This is a genomic window from Escherichia sp. WS3227_2 (assembly GCF_046486495.1).
Taxonomy (GTDB): domain Bacteria; phylum Pseudomonadota; class Gammaproteobacteria; order Enterobacterales; family Enterobacteriaceae; genus Escherichia; species Escherichia coli.
In genome coordinates this window covers 18148-35635 of the sequence record NZ_JBJQLG010000002.1, presented here as the reverse complement: position 1 = coordinate 35635, position 17488 = coordinate 18148, and the positions used below count along the sequence as shown (strand labels likewise).

Here is a 17488-nt window from a genome sequence, read left to right as displayed (position 1 = left end):
AGTACTCATACCTCGAAACCTTCTTTGATAAGCAGGGCCTCCAGCTCTTCTTCTGCTTTTTCCAGCTCAGCCAGCTTCCGTTGAAAATCTTTGAGCGCCTCTTCCACAGTGATGGTTTCTTCTTCGAGTGGCTTTTGCACATAACGAGCAATATTTAGATTGAAGTCATTTTCTTCAATCTCCTTCAGAGAAACCCAGCGTGCAACGCCTTCGATTTCTTTTGCATCTGGCCCTTGTTGTGCCTGGTCATGATAGATTTGGTATATTTCATCGGCCTGCTTGTTGGACAGCGTATTCTGCGCACGTCCCTTGGTATAGATTTCTTCAGCATTGATGATCAATACATGATCTTTATGCGCGGCCGGACGTGATTTACGCAGCACCAAAATACACGCAGGAATCCCAGTTCCATAGAACAGGTTGGAAGCAACACCAATAATCGCCACAATGCGATTCTCTTGCAGTAATTTGGTTCGAATTGCCCCCTCTGCGCCGCCACGAAACAGCACACCATGAGGTAATACGACTGCCATACGTCCATTGTCGTTAAGTGAAGCAAACATATGCTGCACCCAGGCAAAATCACCATTTGTTTTAGGCGCCAGGCCATATTGCTTACGGCCATAGGGATCGTTCGACCACAGATCGTATCCCCATTCTTTTAAGCTAAATGGTGGGTTGGCAACAACGCAGTCAAAGGTTTCTAAACGATCGCTTTTTAAAAATTTAGGTTCGCGTAAAGTATCCCCTCGGACAATATCGAAATCTTCCTGTCCATGCAGGAACAGATTCATACGCGCAATAGCTTCCGTCGTTAAGTTCTTTTCCTGACCCTTGATTTTTAGTAAACGCGGATCACCACCATTTTCTTTTACATGGTGGATGGTCTCAAGCAGCATACCACCGGTACCACAGGCGGGATCGTAGACACTCTCACCGGCTTTCGGATCAAGAATGTTAACCATCAAACGAACGATAGTTCGTGGGGTATAGAACTCACCGGCTTTCTTATTGGCTTTGTCTGCAAAGCGTTTGATCAGATACTCGTATGCGCGCCCCATATCATCGTCACGGACACTAGAAACGCCAAGGTTCACCTTATTGAAGTGATTGAGTAACGTAGCCAGTAACTCATCAGAAAGGCGTTCTTTATTGGTCCAGCTGGCATCGCCAAAAATGCCATGCAGTTTAGGGTTTGCCAGTTCTATACCACGGAAGGACTCTTTTAAAGCCTGACCGATGTCCTTGGTCTCAGCGAAAACATCGCGCCAGTGGCAATTTTCAGGTATCTGAATACGGTGAAACATCTTGCCCTTGGCAAGCTCTGCATCCCCAACGCTCTCCATCGCATCGGCAAATTCTTCGTCATACACGTCACAAATGCGCTTGAAGAACAGGATGGGGAAAATGTACGTTTTGTAATCTGACGCATCAATGGGCCCTGTAATAATATGGGCTGCATGCCATAGATGGGCCTCGAGATCTTTTAGGTTAATCAGTGTCATTGTTGTCTCTTTTCGATCCTGCAGTGCTTGAACTCTCAGCAACTCATGGATTTCACAGTAAAAAAGCAAGTAAAGCGATTCCACAACCACCTGAGCGTTCAATATGTATGACGCCTTTACCCAAGTTGCTTAAATCAAGGAAATTGCCTGAGATAATACTCTGGCATCAGAATGATACCAAGTTGAAGGGCTGATTTCCGCATCAATACCTTGTGGTAATAGGGGATTACTCTTTTACCCTTATTGGCGCAAAATGGCGGCATTTCCTCATTTCTCCTTCGGAGCATCTTACGCGCTATAACCACTCTCGTTTTTTCCTATTCCCATGCAGATGAAGCACTACGCAATGAACTTGAGAAGCATCTCTCCCCGCTGAAGCGAACCGGGAAGATCACAACATGGCACGATCGCCGCATCGTTCCTGGTCAGGAGTTCGAACGTCAGATCGACCACTATTTTTCGCAAGCAGATATCATCCTGATCCTGATCAGCAGTGACTTCATTGCTGCTGATTACTGCTATCAGGTAGAGATGAAAAACGCACAGGAACGGCATAACCGGAGCGAGGCGGCGGTCATTCCGGTAATTTTAAGAGACTGTGCATGGCATCAGTTAGAATTCGGCAGCATTATGGCGGCGACTATCGACGGTAAACCCATCACTAAGTTTGCCACCCACGATGAAGGCTACGTTCAGGTCGTCGAGGCTGTCTCGCGTGCCATTGCCCGGATGGAAGCCAAAAAACCACAGCAAACTATACATATCCCTTCACCGGCTCCGGCGAATCCGATCTTTCAGGGAGTAGATTCCGTTTTTACACCGCGTTCAAGCAACCTTATTCTACCCAAGAAATTTACCGATCTGGATAAAGATCGTGCCAGACGTGAGGGCTTTGAATATGTTGCCCGCTATTTTGAAAATTCGTTAGATGAACTCAAAAAGCGCCACCCGGATTAGATATCGATTTTAATCGGCTTGATACAGATTCATTCACCTGTGCCGTGTATATCAATGGCAGTAAGGTCGGCCAATGTGGCATCTGGCGAGGCAATCAACATCATGGAATGGGAGATATCTGTTATAGCCAGGATAATGTTGTTCGAAACAGTATTAACGAAACTCTAAACCTTGCTGATAACGGCCAGACTCTTGGTTTTCGTGCTCTGATGGGAGGCTTCAGTCGTGGAACTTCACGAGACGAACTATTGACCAATGAAGGTATGTCGGAACATCTCTGGGAAATGTTCTTCGGGCTAATCAAGCAAAGAATGTCCCGATAATTTGCCATATCACAGTCGGGCATACTGCCCGATTTTTGTGCTGTCATTATTGGCAATATCTCAATAGGCGTTGAGAAATGGTGCAATTTAATCTTGCCAGAGCGCTGTTACTTGGGGACGAAATTAATGGGCTCCTGCTGTAGTTACAGCAACGCCTGTATATACAAAAACAGGCGTTGCAAATTCATGCAGGCAAATACGTTTTCTTAAGCGGCACCAACAGCTTAGTTTCAATATCCACCTGCTCATAGTTTTCCACTAACGCGCGTACCAAATCGTCCAGCGTCCATAGCGTCAACGGGATTGTAGAACGATCGGCCTCATAACGCGCATCCTTGCTGAATCCGCCGGTACTAACATACAGCCCGCGATCGTCTTTATGACGGCCACCGATAAAGCTACGGATTTGCTGGCTGCTCATCTGTTCCCGCCGGTGCTTCACCTCAACAATAATGCGCGGATTTTCAAACCCAAATCCGTCAGGCGAAGCAATGATGTCTTTCCCACGGTCAGCACCCGCAGGCGATACCTGAGTTTTATATCCCATGCTGCGTAACACGCCAGCGACCAGATTCTGCATCTCATCCCAGTCGAGACGGTTGATACGATCCTTGATGCCTTCAAAAGCGATCATTTCCATGTCGCGCAGAGGATTAGAAACGACCTCATCCTCTTCACCTGAAACAGGTACTTCCGGCACGATATCTGAGACAGGCTTATTGCCCTGCACTAATTCATTCACAGCAAAATCAGGCACCTGAAAAACTGTCAGCGTTGAACCAAGGGTGTTTCTGGTTGCATCACTCAGACTATCGCGCTTAATCTCTTCCGCATTCCACTTCACTTTACGGGCGATGCCCATGCCATCTTCAAGCCACTCGGCATGAAACTCAAAATCTGACGCTATTTTCCCTATTAAATAGGTCCGATTAGAAGGTGAATAAGTGATAGCCCAGTCGCCTTTCTGCATTTCATTCACAAAGCGCCAGACCTGAGAAGCTCCAGAACGAACTGTGCCTGGCTTAGTCTGTGGCTCAAGCTCCTGATACCGGGTAAACAACTGCTCTCTTGAGCATCCAGGTTTCACATAGGGAGCGAGCTGCGACCAACCAATTGCAACAACCTGTTTGTCTCTGAAGTCGTCGTACAATTTTCCGCCATCACCGCGGATCATCCACATCTTAGTCGCCACAATAATTCCTTCTGAAAATACTTCATCGTTATACCGGGACGTGATCATTCCATTCAGCCATCTTATCCAGGGAAAAACACCGATAAGATGGCTAATCAAAATGTCTGTTCTAAACCTGACGCCTCTCAAGACTATTATAAATAGCCTCAATCTCACCTTTCAGGTTATCACCAGAGTAAACCATCGATGTATCGTATCGTTCATATCGCGCTTCCCGTGTCGCACTAAACCAGTTGAACGATCCCACGCATAGCAAACCATCATCACCAATAACAATTTTGCTATGAACACGGTTTACCAGCTTTGTAGCAATACCCAGCGCATTCAGTTTCTCCAGCGCCGCTTTAAGGTTCTGCTGCTTCTCTTTTCGCTTCTCAAAATCTTTATGTTCAGTGTTGTAGCTTCTGTCAGTGACTATCGTGACGTTAATACCACGTGAACACGCCGCAATCATGGAATCAAGAAAACCCGTTTGCTCCAGCTTTTGCCAGGTCAGCCATGGAGAAACTATCGTGATGTGTTTATCGGTATTTTCAAACGTCTGATTCAGGAAATTATCATGCTGCTCCACACCATGGAGTGTGTAGATTTTGGTCTCGGAAGTTTTTAAATCCTTACGCTCTTTATAATCAAAAGAGAGCGCATTCTTCTCGGACTCAAAGAGATATTTTGCCAGTAATCCCCGCGGAGATGAGGGAGGCTGGATCTCAAACAGATCCATATCGCCGAAGACCAGGAAGCTATCCTTCGCACGGGAGACTGCAACATTCAGCATGCTGTTATCGCTATCAATAAACCCGCCATCTTCATGTTTTGAATAGACTGGCGAGAATATAACAATCGCTCTTTCCGCTCCCTGAAGAGAGTGCACGGTGCCCACGGTGAGCGACTTTTCATTCGCGCCCGTACTGATACCTTGTTTACCCAGCGCCTGTTTGATAGTGGATACCTGCGCGCTAAAAGGCGTCACGATACCGACAACTTCATGAAGCGATTTGCCGTAATGCGCTTCAATATTTTGCTGGTTCTCTGCCAACCAGGCCGCTATCGTTTCAGCCTCAAGCAAATTATATCTACTTCCACTACTTGCCAGCTCTCCTTTACCATCAATATGGAGATAACCCATTGCGGGCATTAAATTGCTCTCTTCGCGCCCTCTTTTAGGCAACAACTTACCGTGATAGCAGAGCGTATTACAGTATCCAATAATATTATCGAAGCACCGGCGGTGTTCATATAGGTACATACCACGAGCCAGTTCGGGATCATATTGATAGCGCGAAGCAAACTGCGCTATTTTCATAACGCTGCCAGATGCGGCACTTTTACCAAGGTCTGCGATTGCCGTATATTTCTCGGTAATCTCTTCTTGCGTACTGCCAGACAGAATTTTTTCCGCAAGCATGTTACCGACATCAATCGCGGGAGCAATACTCCATATTGGCGGGATCTGCTCCGTATCGCCAATCACTAATGCCTTCTTAGCTAATGCAAACGAGGCAGCAGCCACTTCAGGAAGCACCTGCCCGGCTTCATCGACAATGAGTAAATCGGCAAAATCATACAAATAACTTTTCTCGAATTTACGTTGTCCTTTGTGCTCACTTATCTGCATATTGCCGGGCAGCATATAGCATGTCATCACCACACATGGAGTGAGTTTCATTCGACGTTGCCAACGGGCGGTTACCCCTTTAGCGCCTTTTTTCTTCTTCTCTTCCTGCAGATCATCAATTCTGGCCATATCCATCAGCCAACGACCTTCCCAGTAGTGAGTCGTCAGTAAAAATGCAGGGAAGCGAATCTGCGTATCAGCCAGTTCATCGGCCTGTGAGAAGCTCAGTTCCTCGTCGCCCTCATACCCTAAATCAAATGCCAGCCTCTGCCACTCCTGAACCGCCTGCTGTTCTTTAAGAACGATTTCATGGGCGGAGTCAATCTGCTGCCGGTATGTTGTTTGCTCGCGCTCAGCGGAATTGAGCAGCCCATCAATATTACGTTCGATAGTTTCAGGATCAGACCACTGATTTCCTGCAATCAGCGCGCCTAATTTATCTTCGAGAAACAACTGTATTTGGTACTGTCGCTTACTACGAACCGCTGGGAGCCAGGAAAATAATGAATAGATCAGTGATTCACCGGCGCGATATTTTTTCCATTCCGTTTTAGCACTCTTCAGTAGAGTGACTTTTTGTTCTTGTCCGGAAAGTAATTTATTTAAATTATCGAGATATTGCTCAATGTCGTTAGCAATAAGCTCACGCGCAGCCCGTACCTGGCTTAACGTTTGCCATGTTGCGTTCAGTCTTATCAGTTGCTCGGATTTTGCTGCCAACTGACCATGCAGGAGTTCAATGACCTTTTCAGGGGATGAACACTCTTTTTCAGGAAAAGCTGCCTTAGCTTTCTCGAGATAAAACAGCAGTGCATCCTCTACATACTCTTTTGACTCAACCTGGTTGAAGAAATCTTCAGTTTGATATTTTTTGGCTGCCTCAGCTTTACGAGTGCTTGAGGGAAAATAAGCGCCGAAGCTTTTCAGCTCTGGCAACCATCGTCCGGCCATCGCACCTGAACCTTGCGAAAAGTCTTTCCCGAATGCCTCAATAATGTTCGTTACAGCCTGGTTATTCGTTGAAGTCGCGATAATAACCGGAGGCTCAGATTTTTCGAGAGCTGCTCTGGCCCACTGCGTGGCGATGATAGAAAGCACCAGCGTGGTTTTTCCGGTTCCCGGAGGTCCATTAACAGCAAGGATATCGCCATGTCTTGCATCCAGAAAATGGCTTAAGGCATCGCGCTGAGCCTTTGCCAGCGGAAACTTATCTCCGGAGTGTCCAAGCCTGTCGCTGAATTTTGCTCCTGGAGCCAGCAAAGACTCTGCAGCATGAACCTCTCGCGAGGCGAAGCGATTGAAGAGCGGCACATCCTTCTTGCAAACAAGCAGGTGATCATAAAGAGAAAGGATATGGAAACTGGCACCGCCAGATTGCGCCGTTTTAACAATATAACCGTGCTCAGCGAGTTCATATTGCTCAGGATTTTTAATCCAGTCGCCGGCAACGTTCTTCAGCAGCCTCTCTGAATCATCCAGATATTGATGCCACTCCTGCTGCAAGGCTGCATATCGTGCTTCCCGTTCTTCATCCGTTTCGGCAGTCTTATCAATGCTGTCATCAAAGTTGATAGAGAACGAGGTATGGATTGTCTTGTATTTGTCATACTGCCCAATCTCACCAATCGAAAATGCTCCTTTTGGCAAAGGTTCAAGCAGGTCTCTGGGAATGGAGGTCGCTGGCGTCGGATATAAAAAACCCTCACGGCTGAGCAAGGCTGGCGTCACTAGCGGGGTAACAATATCAGGTGCGCCTGCGGAACGGTCCTTACCATGCTGCAGTAACCGAAAATAAACTTTTGGGCGCAAGACGACATCGACCGTTTCGACATCGTCTTTTTCTCCCTCAAAAAATTTACTGACAATCGCTTCGTCAAGACGTCCCGCCGCTATCCCATGCCAGTGAGTGAAATTTTTGGCGTCTTTCCGTTCAAAACTGCCCTTTCCTGACTCAGCATCCGCAAGCGAGTTGCGCCAGTATGAGGCAAACCCTAAAGCATTTTCATCCATTACCAGTCCTATGACTCAATGAAATCCATTGATTTATCGAATATAAAATCACCGTATGGATAACTATTGTCCACGTTGCAAGGCTGGCTGCAATGTTTTGTTCACGCTTCGATACAAATACTCAGGTTATACGGAGTTCAGAAAACGACCATATCATGTTGCATGGCACATAAAAGCTTTATAACCGAAGCAGCAAAGGATTACCGGCTGCGCAGCACGCCCCGAAAGCCCGTGAGCCCTGCTGGACAGCGTTCAGTGCAATATTGGAGCCTGTAAGTTCAGAAAATATCGCTGTCGAAGATGGTTCTGTATGTAGGCGCGCCAGCTATCGTTTTGTCCGATGCTTGCGAATAAAAGCATTCAAAATGTCGCCTTCACCATGCATGACAGAAAAAGAATATTCACATTCTTTCTTTATCAAGATTCCACATAATTCCTTGTGCAAATCAACATTAACTCCCTTTCCTTTCTGCGCTTTCTTCACACCGAGCTCACATGAACTGATTAATTCAACGGTACAGGGTTTCTTCAGATAATTCACACCATCAATTAAGCCCTGGAGAATGCATCTATTTGCGGTCGTATCACTGTAGGAGAAAGTCAGATATTTTATTTTTCCTTCGTATTCCAACACAACCTCCGCCGAACCTTCACGTGTTGCAGCATCACAACCTCCTGTTGAATATATTTTTACCATCTTCATTTTGTAACTTTCCCCTTACCAAACGAATCGCGACATCCTATATCAAAGGCATTCTCGTCAAAACTTAATTATCTCAGTAAATTCTTCCGATGCCACTCCAGATAACAATACGATTCAACAGAAAACGCCTTTATTTTCTCCGGCAACAAACATTGCTCTTTAACGCTAATATCCAGCGCCTTACTAATTAATAAATGCCCATCGTTCTCAAACGAAATCCATCCCTGATCGAATAGAATATCAATATGCGCAGCCAATATAATTCCATTAAAAGGATCAAGCCGTTCATTCCCATTCTCGCAGGCAGCCCACGGCTTTATATGGCTGGTACGCAGTAAAGGTGCAAACGTCGTTCCCGTAACAGGACATGCCGGATACAACATAAGACAATTTTTCCGAAAGGTACCTTGCCCCAGCCGTGCCGCAATCAGCTGCTCGCGTACGGTATCTTCAATACTTTTATCCTGCTGAATAGCAAGACAGTCACGTTGTGCCTGTTCATCTCCAGCAGAAGATATTAACGAAAGAACGCGCTGCTCAATCGCACTGTCTGAAAGCACACTCATTCGCTGATACACACGCTGCGCTGAATGAGAAAGCGCAGCAGGAGCGCCCTGCTCGTCAAGCCAGCCGACACGCACATCACTAAGCCAGGAATCAAAACGGTCACGACTATTTTTCAGACTATTGTGAAACTCGCTGGCAGTTTTGCCCGCTCCAAATCGAGGATAAAACAAGGCAAAAGCCTCTTTCCATTTCTGAACACCCAGTCCTGCGGGTGGTTGAGATTTTCCGTACTTCGACAAATACCACGCCACTTCAAGCAAATCGTCTTCAGAGCTATTCAATATTACGTCCTGTTTTTGCAGAGTAAATTATCACCAGATTATATCTGAAAAGATCGTTTACTAAACTGATCTGCTTACCTGCAAAACGGTACTGCAAACGCTAATACTCAGAACCATTAAGAGGAACAAGCAGGTGCATTCCGCTGCCATCGGTCAGTTTGTATTGCTTATCCCCTGCCTCTAGGTACAAGCATTTTCGAAACGGAAATACCATTATCTGTTGGTAGATGTACGTTGAAGTTGGTTCACCTGGAGAGAGTTAATATAGCGGGAAAGGTAGGTAAATACTGGATTTCAGGTATAAAAAAAGACCTCAGTTGAGGTCTATTTACATACTTTTGGTGCCGAAGGCCGGACTCGAACCGGCACGTATTTCTACGGTTGATTTTGAATCAACTGCGTCTACCGATTTCGCCACTTCGGCACTGAAGAGGTATGCGGAAAACGTTGTGGATTATACCTGTCGCACGCCACCATGCAAGCGCCAGCTTGCTCCCACTTCGCTAAGTGCTGAAATTTTCAGCATTGCATACAGCGATGTGTAACCTTTGTCACACTCCAGGCACCCCGCCCTGCCATGCTCTACACTTCCCAGACAACACCAGAGAAGGACCAAAAAATGTCGATGATAAAAAGCTATGCCGCAAAAGAAGCTGGCGGCGAACTGGAACTTTATGAGTACGATCCCGGTGAACTGAAGCCACAAGATGTTGAAGTGCAAGTGGATTACTGCGGGATCTGCCATTCCGATCTGTCGATGATCGACAACGAATGGGGATTTTCACAATATCCGCTGGTTGCCGGGCATGAGGTGATTGGGCGCGTGGTGGCACTAGGGAGCGCCGCGCAGGATAAAGGTTTGCAGGTCGGTCAGCGTGTCGGGATTGGCTGGACGGCGCGTAGCTGTGGTCACTGCGATGCCTGTATTAGCGGTAATCAGATCAACTGCGAGCAAGGCGCGGTGCCAACAATTATGAATCGCGGCGGCTTTGCCGAGAAGTTGCGTGCGGACTGGCAATGGGTGATCCCACTGCCAGAAAATATTGATATCGAGTCTGCCGGGCCGCTGTTGTGCGGCGGTATCACGGTCTTTAAACCACTGTTGATGCACCATATCACTGCCACCAGCCGCGTCGGCGTGATTGGTATTGGCGGGCTGGGGCATATCGCTATAAAACTTCTGCACGCAATGGGATGCGAGGTGACAGCCTTTAGTTCTAATCCGGCGAAAGAGCAGGAAGTACTGGCGATGGGTGCCGATAAAGTGGTGAATAGCCGCGATCCGCAGGCACTGAAAACTCTGGCGGGGCAGTTTGATCTCATTATCAATACTGTGAACGTCAGCCTCGACTGGCAGCCCTATTTTGAGGCGCTGACCTATGGCGGTAATTTCCACACTGTCGGTGCGGTTCTCACGCCGCTGTCTGTTCCGGCCTTTACGTTAATTGCGGGCGATCGCAGTGTCTCAGGTTCGGCAACCGGTACGCCTTATGAGCTGCGTAAGCTGATGCGCTTTGCCGCCCGCAGCAAGGTTGCGCCGACTACCGAACTGTTCCCGATGTCGAAAATAAACGACGCCATCCAGCATGTGCGCAACGGTAAGGCGCGTTACCGCGTGGTTCTGAAAGCCGATTTTTGAAAATCATTCGCAGCGCTGATCTGAGGCGCTGCCCCCTTTCGCACATATTCTGTCTTGTCGTATCGCCAGCACGGCCTGCCGACATTGTTCGGTGACATTGGCAATATCATGGTTGATATCAATGCGCACAATATCCTGTTCATCTGCTTGTGGACGCTCCAGCGCCTCAAACTGACTTTTTAGTAACGCTACCGGCATAAAATGCCCAGCCCGCCGCTGCATTCGCGCGAGAATAGTTTCATAGTCGCCATCTAACCAGAGGAAATGAACATGGGGGCTACCCTTGCGTAAAATATCACGATACTGTTTTTTTAATGATGAACAGACAATAAATCCTGTTTCATTCTTTTTATAAAGACTGTATGAAGCATCATTTAAGCGTTCCAGCCAGGGAAGTCGATCTTCATCAGATAATGGAATACCCTGCGACATTTTATCTATATTTTTGGCTGGATGAAGATCGTCACCATCAATAAATTTAGCAGATAATAACGCGGCAACCTTGCTACCAATTAATGTTTTACCACTCCCTGAAACGCCCATCAAAATAAAGCTTTCACCCGCCATTTAAAATCTCCTGAATCATCTTACCTGCTGCGATACTACGCCTGGTGGCATAATAATTTCACGTTTTTTTATTTCTGCTGATAAGAATTACAAAGCACATCACGTTATGCGTAACATAGTAATGTAACAATTTTCTAACGTGATCTTCATCACAAATAATGACAATTAAAACCGCTTAAATGCTTCCGAGGTGTCTACCTGACCAGTGAGGAATTTATGCAAGTGAAAACACAGTCCTGCGTTGTTGCAGGCAAGAAAACTGTTGCCGTTACCGAGCAGACGATAGATTGGAATAATAATGGAACATTAGTACAAATAACCCGAGGTGGAATTTGCGGTTCCGATTTACATTATTATCAGGAAGGAAAAGTAGGTAATTTCATGATAAAGGCACCGATGGTGTTAGGTCATGAAGTTATCGGTAAAGTTATTCATAGCGACTCATCAGAATTACATGAAGGGCAAACGGTAGCCATTAATCCGTCTAAACCGTGCGGTCACTGCAAATACTGCATTGAACATAACGAGAATCAGTGTACAGATATGCGTTTTTTTGGCAGTGCCATGTATTTCCCTCATGTTGATGGTGGTTTTACCCGTTATAAAATGGTCGAAACGTCGCAATGTGTCCCTTATCCGGCCAAAGCTGACGAAAAGGTTATGGCTTTTGCCGAACCTTTAGCCGTCGCGATTCATGCCGCACATCAGGCCGGCGAGTTACAGGGCAAGCGAGTATTTATTTCCGGTGTTGGACCCATTGGCTGCCTGATTGTCAGTGCAGTGAAAACACTGGGGGCCGCGGAAATTGTCTGTGCTGATGTGAGTCCCCGTTCCCTTTCGCTGGGCAAAGAGATGGGGGCGGATGTGCTCGTAAACCCACAAAACGACGACATGGATCACTGGAAAGCGGAAAAAGGCTATTTCGATGTCAGCTTTGAAGTGTCCGGTCATCCTTCATCAGTGAATACCTGTCTGGAGGTCACTCGTGCACGCGGCGTAATGGTGCAGGTAGGTATGGGAGGTGCGATGGCAGAATTCCCAATGATGACGTTGATTGGTAAGGAGATTTCACTCAGAGGCTCTTTCCGTTTTACCAGCGAATTTAATACCGCAGTGTCATGGCTGGCGAATGGCGTTATCAATCCACTGCCTTTACTGAGTGCTGAATATCCCTTCACTGACCTGGAAGAGGCGCTACGTTTCGCCGGTGATAAAACCCAGGCAGCAAAAGTCCAGCTTGTTTTCTAAGAGATAAATAAAGGAATAATACAATGAACGATCTATTTTCACTGGCAGGAAAAAATATCTTGATTACCGGTTCAGCACAGGGCATTGGCTTTTTACTGGCAACCGGCCTGGGTAAATATGGCGCACAAATAATTATTAATGATATTACTGCCGAACGCGCAGAACTTGCTGTAGAAAAACTCCACCAGGAGGGTATTCAGGCCGTTGCCGCACCTTTTAATGTTACTCATAAACATGAAATTGATGCCGCCGTTGAACATATCGAAAAGGACATCGGCCCCATTGATGTGCTGGTGAATAACGCCGGTATCCAGCGCCGTCATCCTTTTACTGAGTTCCCTGAACAAGAGTGGAATGATGTGATCGCAGTAAACCAGACCGCCGTGTTCCTGGTATCGCAAGCGGTAACTCGTCACATGGTTGAACGCAAGGCAGGTAAAGTTATTAATATTTGCTCGATGCAAAGCGAACTGGGACGTGACACCATCACCCCTTATGCCGCATCGAAAGGGGCGGTAAAAATGCTCACCCGCGGCATGTGCGTCGAGCTGGCGCGCCACAATATTCAGGTCAACGGTATTGCGCCGGGCTATTTCAAAACAGAAATGACTAAAGCACTGGTTGAGGACGAAGCCTTCACCGCCTGGTTGTGCAAACGGACCCCCGCCGCACGCTGGGGAGATCCGCAGGAACTGATTGGTGCTGCGGTGTTCCTTTCTTCAAAAGCCTCTGATTTCGTAAACGGCCACCTGTTGTTTGTTGATGGCGGCATGTTAGTGGCTGTTTAACAGCTACCACCCTACGTGCAGCGCGAAAGCGCTGCTTTTCTGGCACTAATAAGAGATAAAGACTATGCCATTAATCATTATTGCGGCAGGCGTCGCGCTGCTTCTTATCCTGATGATCGGCTTTAAAGTTAACGGCTTTATTGCCCTCGTTCTGGTAGCTGCCGTCGTCGGATTTGCCGAAGGGATGGATGCACAGGCCGTCCTGCACTCTATACAAAATGGTATCGGCAGCACGCTCGGCGGGCTGGCAATGATCCTCGGTTTCGGGGCCATGTTAGGCAAGCTGATTTCTGATACGGGTGCGGCACAACGTATCGCCACTACGCTGATTGCTACTTTTGGTAAAAAACGCGTGCAATGGGCGCTAGTGATCACCGGTCTGGTTGTGGGCCTCGCCATGTTTTTTGAAGTGGGTTTTGTCCTGCTGTTGCCGTTGGTATTTACCATCGTGGTATCATCAGGATTACCCCTGTTGTATGTTGGCGTACCAATGGTAGCAGCGCTCTCTGTAACCCACTGTTTTCTGCCGCCACATCCAGGGCCTACTGCCATCGCGACTATCTTTGAGGCTAATCTCGGAACGACTTTACTGTATGGATTTATCATTACCATTCCGACAGTTATTGTCGCAGGACCGCTGTTTTCTAAACTGCTAACTCGCTTTGAGAAAGCACCACCGGAAGGCTTATTTAATCCTCATCTGTTTAGCGAAGAGGAGATACCCTCCTTCTGGAACAGTATTTTCGCTGCCGTGATCCCGGTCATCCTGATGGCTATCGCCGCCGTTTGTGAAATTACGTTACCGAAAACTAACACCGTGCGCCTCTTCTTTGAATTTGTCGGTAACCCTGCCGTTGCGCTGTTTATTGCCATTGTTATTGCGATTTTCACACTGGGCCGACGTAATGGACGCACCATCGAGCAAATCATGGATATCATTGGGGATTCTATAGGCGCTATCGCGATGATTGTGTTTATTATCGCTGGCGGCGGCGCGTTTAAGCAGGTATTAGTAGATAGCGGTGTCGGGCAGTATATTTCACACTTAATGACCGGAACTACACTTTCGCCGTTATTGATGTGCTGGACTGTTGCGGCGCTGTTGCGTATCGCTCTGGGCTCTGCCACCGTCGCGGCCATTACCACCGCGGGTGTGGTGTTGCCGATTATCAACGTTACCCATGCCGATCCCGCTTTAATGGTACTGGCAACCGGTGCGGGCAGCGTGATCGCGTCACACGTAAACGACCCTGGCTTCTGGCTATTTAAAGGGTATTTTAATCTGACGGTTGGTGAAACGTTGCGTACCTGGACGGTGATGGAAACCCTTATTTCTATTATGGGTTTGCTGGGCGTGTTAGCCATTAACGCCGTATTGCACTGAAAGAATAAAATATTGTGATGTAGTTTCGGGGGAAGATTGAAGATTCCCCCGACGTTGGGAGAAGTTATGCGCAATCACAGAATTTCTTTACAGGATATCGCTACGCTGGCTGGCGTAACAAAAATGACCGTGAGTCGTTATATCCGCTCGCCGAAAAAGGTGGCAAAGGAAACAGGCGAGCGCATCGCCAAAATTATGGAAGAGATCAATTATATCCCTAATCGCGCTCCCGGCATGTTGTTGAATGCACAAAGTTATACCCTCGGTATCTTGATTCCGTCATTTCAAAATCAACTCTTCGCTGACATTCTCGCGGGAATAGAATCCGTCACCTCTGAGCATAATTATCAGACCCTTATTGCTAATTACAATTACGATCGCGATTCCGAAGAAGAGTCGGTGATTAACCTGCTCTCTTATAACATTGACGGGATTATACTTTCGGAAAAATATCACACCATCAGGACGGTGAAATTTCTGCGTTCAGCCACCATTCCGGTCGTGGAATTGATGGATGTACAGGGAGAACGGCTGGATATGGAGGTCGGTTTTGATAATCGGCAGGCCGCTTTTGACATGGTGTGTACCATGCTGGAGAAGCGAGTCAGGCACAAAATTCTGTATCTCGGTTCCAAAGATGACACCCGCGATGAACAGCGTTATCAGGGGTATTGCGATGCGATGATGCTGCATAATCTTTCCCCATTACGCATGAATCCACGCGCCATCTCATCCATTCATTTAGGAATGCAGTTAATGCGTGATGCCCTTAGCGCAAACCCGGATTTAGACGGTGTATTTTGCACCAATGACGATATTGCGATGGGTGCGCTTCTGCTGTGCCGCGAGCGAAACCTCGCCGTGCCAGAACAAATTTCCATTGCGGGTTTTCATGGGCTGGAGATTGGCAGGCAAATGATCCCAAGCCTCGCCAGCGTAATTACTCCCCGTTTTGATATTGGTCGGATGGCCGCCCAAATGTTGCTGAGCAAAATTAAAAATAACGATCACAACCACAACACTGTTGACCTCGGGTATCAGATTTATCACGGCAACACGCTTTAGGTTATTTTCTCTTCATTACACGTATTCTCTTTGCCGGACGTTGCCTATACTCCAGGCAGGAAACTGGAGGATATCTCATGAGCGAACCCCTGTTAATTGCCCGCACGCCAGACACAGAACTGTTTTTACTACCCGCTATGGCTAACCGTCATGGGCTGATTACCGGCGCAACGGGGACGGGTAAAACCGTTACGCTGCAAAAACTGGCGGAGTCATTGTCGGAAATCGGCGTTCCGGTGTTTATGGCCGATGTGAAAGGCGATCTGACCGGCGTCGCGCAGGCAGGAACGGCGTCGGAAAAACTGCTCGCAAGGCTTAAAAATATCGGCGTCAATGACTGGCAACCGCATGCCAATCCGGTGGTGGTGTGGGATATCTTTGGCGAGAAAGGCCACCCAGTGCGGGCGACGGTTTCGGATCTGGGGCCGCTGTTGCTGGCGCGACTGTTGAATCTCAACGATGTGCAATCTGGCGTGCTGAATATTATCTTCCGCATTGCGGACGATCAGGGGCTGTTACTGCTCGACTTTAAAGATTTGCGGGCGATTACCCAGTACATCGGCGATAACGCCAAATCCTTCCAGAATCAGTACGGTAATATCAGTAGCGCATCGGTTGGTGCCATCCAGCGCGGGCTGTTATCGTTGGAACAGCAAGGCGCAGCACACTTCTTTGGTGAGCCGATGCTGGATATCAAAGACTGGATGCGTACCGATACCAACGGTAAAGGCGTTATCAATATCCTCAGCGCCGAGAAGCTTTATCAGATGCCGAAACTGTACGCCGCCAGTCTGCTGTGGATGCTTTCAGAGTTGTATGAACAATTGCCGGAAGCGGGCGATCTGGAGAAACCAAAACTGGTGTTTTTCTTCGACGAAGCACATCTGTTGTTTAACGATGCGCCACAGGTACTGCTGGATAAGATTGAGCAGGTGATAAGGCTTATTCGCTCAAAAGGCGTGGGCGTCTGGTTCGTTTCGCAAAACCCGTCTGATATTCCGGATAATGTGCTCGGGCAGCTCGGTAATCGCGTTCAGCACGCTTTGCGGGCTTTTACGCCAAAAGATCAGAAAGCAGTAAAAGCTGCGGCGCAAACCATGCGGGCCAATCCGGCGTTTGATACCGAAAAGGCAATCCAGGAACTGGGGACCGGCGAGGCGTTAATCTCGTTTCTCGATGCGAAAGGAAGTCCTTCAGTGGTGGAACGGGCGATGGTGATTGCCCCCTGTTCACGAATGGGGCCGGTGACGGAAGATGAGCGTAATGGCCTGATTAATCACTCTCCAGTGTATGGCAAGTACGAGGATGACGTGGACCGGGAATCCGCCTATGAGATGTTGCAAAAAGGCTTTCAGGCCAGTACCGAGCAGCAAAATAATCCTCCCGCGAAAGGGAAAGAGGTGGCGGTGGATGACGGTATTCTTGGTGGATTGAAGGATATTTTGTTTGGCACTACCGGACCACGCGGCGGGAAGAAAGATGGTGTGGTGCAAACAATGGCGAAAAGCGCCGCCCGCCAGGTGACGAATCAGATTGTGCGTGGTGTGCTGGGGAGTTTACTGGGGGGGAGAAGAAGGTAAGTCAGGTGCGATTTGTCTTTGCCTGATGCGACGCTGGCGCGCCTTATCATGCCTACACTACTGC

At 47.7% G+C, this 17488-nt stretch carries 13 protein-coding genes and 1 tRNA gene; 7 read left to right on the top strand and 7 right to left on the bottom strand.

Going from position 1 to position 17488, the window contains the following annotated elements; all coding sequences use genetic code 11:
• Window positions 1-5 precede the first annotated feature (5 nt).
• The gene (locus tag ACJHXB_RS03635) at window positions 6-1505 is read right to left on the bottom strand and encodes a class I SAM-dependent DNA methyltransferase (RefSeq protein WP_000172639.1); all 1500 of its coding nucleotides are present in this window, start codon (window positions 1503-1505) and stop codon (window positions 6-8) included.
• 243 nt (window positions 1506-1748) lie between these two features.
• On the opposite strand from ACJHXB_RS03635, the gene ACJHXB_RS03630 reads away from it, so the two are divergent.
• Entirely contained in the window at window positions 1749-2462 is a 714-nt protein-coding gene (locus ACJHXB_RS03630) for a toll/interleukin-1 receptor domain-containing protein (protein ID WP_001469515.1), read from the top strand.
• Window positions 2463-2969: 507 nt separating this feature from the next.
• Here the strand turns inward: ACJHXB_RS03630 and ACJHXB_RS03625 are convergent.
• The 5 genes from ACJHXB_RS03625 to ACJHXB_RS03605 form a co-directional block, all read right to left on the bottom strand.
• Complete coding sequence (locus ACJHXB_RS03625; RefSeq protein WP_086176906.1) at window positions 2970-3959, bottom strand: restriction endonuclease; 990 nt, start codon at window positions 3957-3959, stop codon at window positions 2970-2972.
• A 127-nt stretch (window positions 3960-4086) separates the two neighbouring features.
• A complete protein-coding gene (locus ACJHXB_RS03620; RefSeq protein WP_000344089.1) occupies window positions 4087-7602 on the bottom strand; it encodes an AAA domain-containing protein in 3516 nt (1171 codons plus the stop codon).
• Between the two features lie 325 nt (window positions 7603-7927).
• Entirely contained in the window at window positions 7928-8305 is a 378-nt protein-coding gene (locus tag ACJHXB_RS03615) for a hypothetical protein (protein WP_000784770.1), read from the bottom strand.
• 68 nt (window positions 8306-8373) lie between these two features.
• Window positions 8374-9153 (bottom strand): HNH endonuclease, encoded by a 780-nt coding sequence (locus tag ACJHXB_RS03610; protein WP_001088804.1) that lies wholly within the window; start codon window positions 9151-9153, stop codon window positions 8374-8376.
• Window positions 9154-9492: 339 nt separating this feature from the next.
• A tRNA-Leu gene (locus tag ACJHXB_RS03605) sits at window positions 9493-9577 on the bottom strand.
• 195 nt (window positions 9578-9772) lie between these two features.
• Here ACJHXB_RS03605 and ahr point away from each other — a divergent pair.
• Window positions 9773-10792, top strand: a complete 1020-nt coding sequence (gene ahr / locus ACJHXB_RS03600) for an NADPH-dependent aldehyde reductase Ahr (protein WP_001469517.1) — start codon at window positions 9773-9775, stop codon at window positions 10790-10792.
• A 3-nt stretch (window positions 10793-10795) separates the two neighbouring features.
• Here ahr and idnK read toward each other — a convergent pair whose 3' ends face one another.
• The gene (gene idnK / locus ACJHXB_RS03595; protein ID WP_000896737.1) at window positions 10796-11359 is read right to left on the bottom strand and encodes a gluconokinase; all 564 of its coding nucleotides are present in this window, start codon (window positions 11357-11359) and stop codon (window positions 10796-10798) included.
• Window positions 11360-11575: 216 nt separating this feature from the next.
• On the opposite strand from idnK, the gene idnD reads away from it, so the two are divergent.
• The 5 genes from idnD to ACJHXB_RS03570 all read left to right on the top strand — a co-directional run bounded on the left by idnD (window position 11576) and on the right by ACJHXB_RS03570 (window position 17424).
• Window positions 11576-12607 carry an L-idonate 5-dehydrogenase gene (idnD, locus tag ACJHXB_RS03590; RefSeq protein ID WP_001197411.1) on the top strand — a complete coding sequence of 344 codons (1032 nt, stop codon included), beginning with the start codon at window positions 11576-11578 and terminating at the stop codon, window positions 12605-12607.
• Between the two features lie 23 nt (window positions 12608-12630).
• Window positions 12631-13395 (top strand): gluconate 5-dehydrogenase, encoded by a 765-nt coding sequence (gene idnO, locus ACJHXB_RS03585; RefSeq protein WP_000998695.1) that lies wholly within the window; start codon window positions 12631-12633, stop codon window positions 13393-13395.
• Between the two features lie 64 nt (window positions 13396-13459).
• Entirely contained in the window at window positions 13460-14779 is a 1320-nt protein-coding gene (gene idnT / locus ACJHXB_RS03580) for a gnt-II system L-idonate transporter (RefSeq protein ID WP_001128344.1), read from the top strand.
• A gap of 66 nt (window positions 14780-14845) precedes the next feature.
• Entirely contained in the window at window positions 14846-15844 is a 999-nt protein-coding gene (idnR, locus tag ACJHXB_RS03575; protein WP_001309159.1) for a DNA-binding transcriptional regulator IdnR, read from the top strand.
• A gap of 77 nt (window positions 15845-15921) precedes the next feature.
• Window positions 15922-17424 (top strand): helicase HerA-like C-terminal domain-containing protein, encoded by a 1503-nt coding sequence (locus ACJHXB_RS03570; protein ID WP_001294527.1) that lies wholly within the window; start codon window positions 15922-15924, stop codon window positions 17422-17424.
• The last annotated feature ends 64 nt before the right edge of the window (window positions 17425-17488 follow it).

What these genes read in the sequence shown, in the direction of transcription:
- ACJHXB_RS03635 (WP_000172639.1), bottom strand. Translation starts at nt 1,505, where the DNA reads ATGACACTGATTAACCTAAAAGATCTCGAGGCCCATCTATGGCATGCA.
- ACJHXB_RS03625 (WP_086176906.1), bottom strand. Translation starts at nt 3,959, where the DNA reads ATGATCCGCGGTGATGGCGGAAAATTGTACGACGACTTCAGAGACAAA.
- ACJHXB_RS03620 (WP_000344089.1), bottom strand. Translation starts at nt 7,602, where the DNA reads ATGGATGAAAATGCTTTAGGGTTTGCCTCATACTGGCGCAACTCGCTT.
- ACJHXB_RS03615 (WP_000784770.1), bottom strand. Translation starts at nt 8,305, where the DNA reads ATGAAGATGGTAAAAATATATTCAACAGGAGGTTGTGATGCTGCAACA.
- ahr (WP_001469517.1), top strand. Translation starts at nt 9,773, where the DNA reads ATGTCGATGATAAAAAGCTATGCCGCAAAAGAAGCTGGCGGCGAACTG.
- idnK (WP_000896737.1), bottom strand. Translation starts at nt 11,359, where the DNA reads ATGGCGGGTGAAAGCTTTATTTTGATGGGCGTTTCAGGGAGTGGTAAA.
- idnD (WP_001197411.1), top strand. Translation starts at nt 11,576, where the DNA reads ATGCAAGTGAAAACACAGTCCTGCGTTGTTGCAGGCAAGAAAACTGTT.
- idnO (WP_000998695.1), top strand. Translation starts at nt 12,631, where the DNA reads ATGAACGATCTATTTTCACTGGCAGGAAAAAATATCTTGATTACCGGT.
- idnT (WP_001128344.1), top strand. Translation starts at nt 13,460, where the DNA reads ATGCCATTAATCATTATTGCGGCAGGCGTCGCGCTGCTTCTTATCCTG.
- idnR (WP_001309159.1), top strand. Translation starts at nt 14,846, where the DNA reads ATGCGCAATCACAGAATTTCTTTACAGGATATCGCTACGCTGGCTGGC.
- ACJHXB_RS03570 (WP_001294527.1), top strand. Translation starts at nt 15,922, where the DNA reads ATGAGCGAACCCCTGTTAATTGCCCGCACGCCAGACACAGAACTGTTT.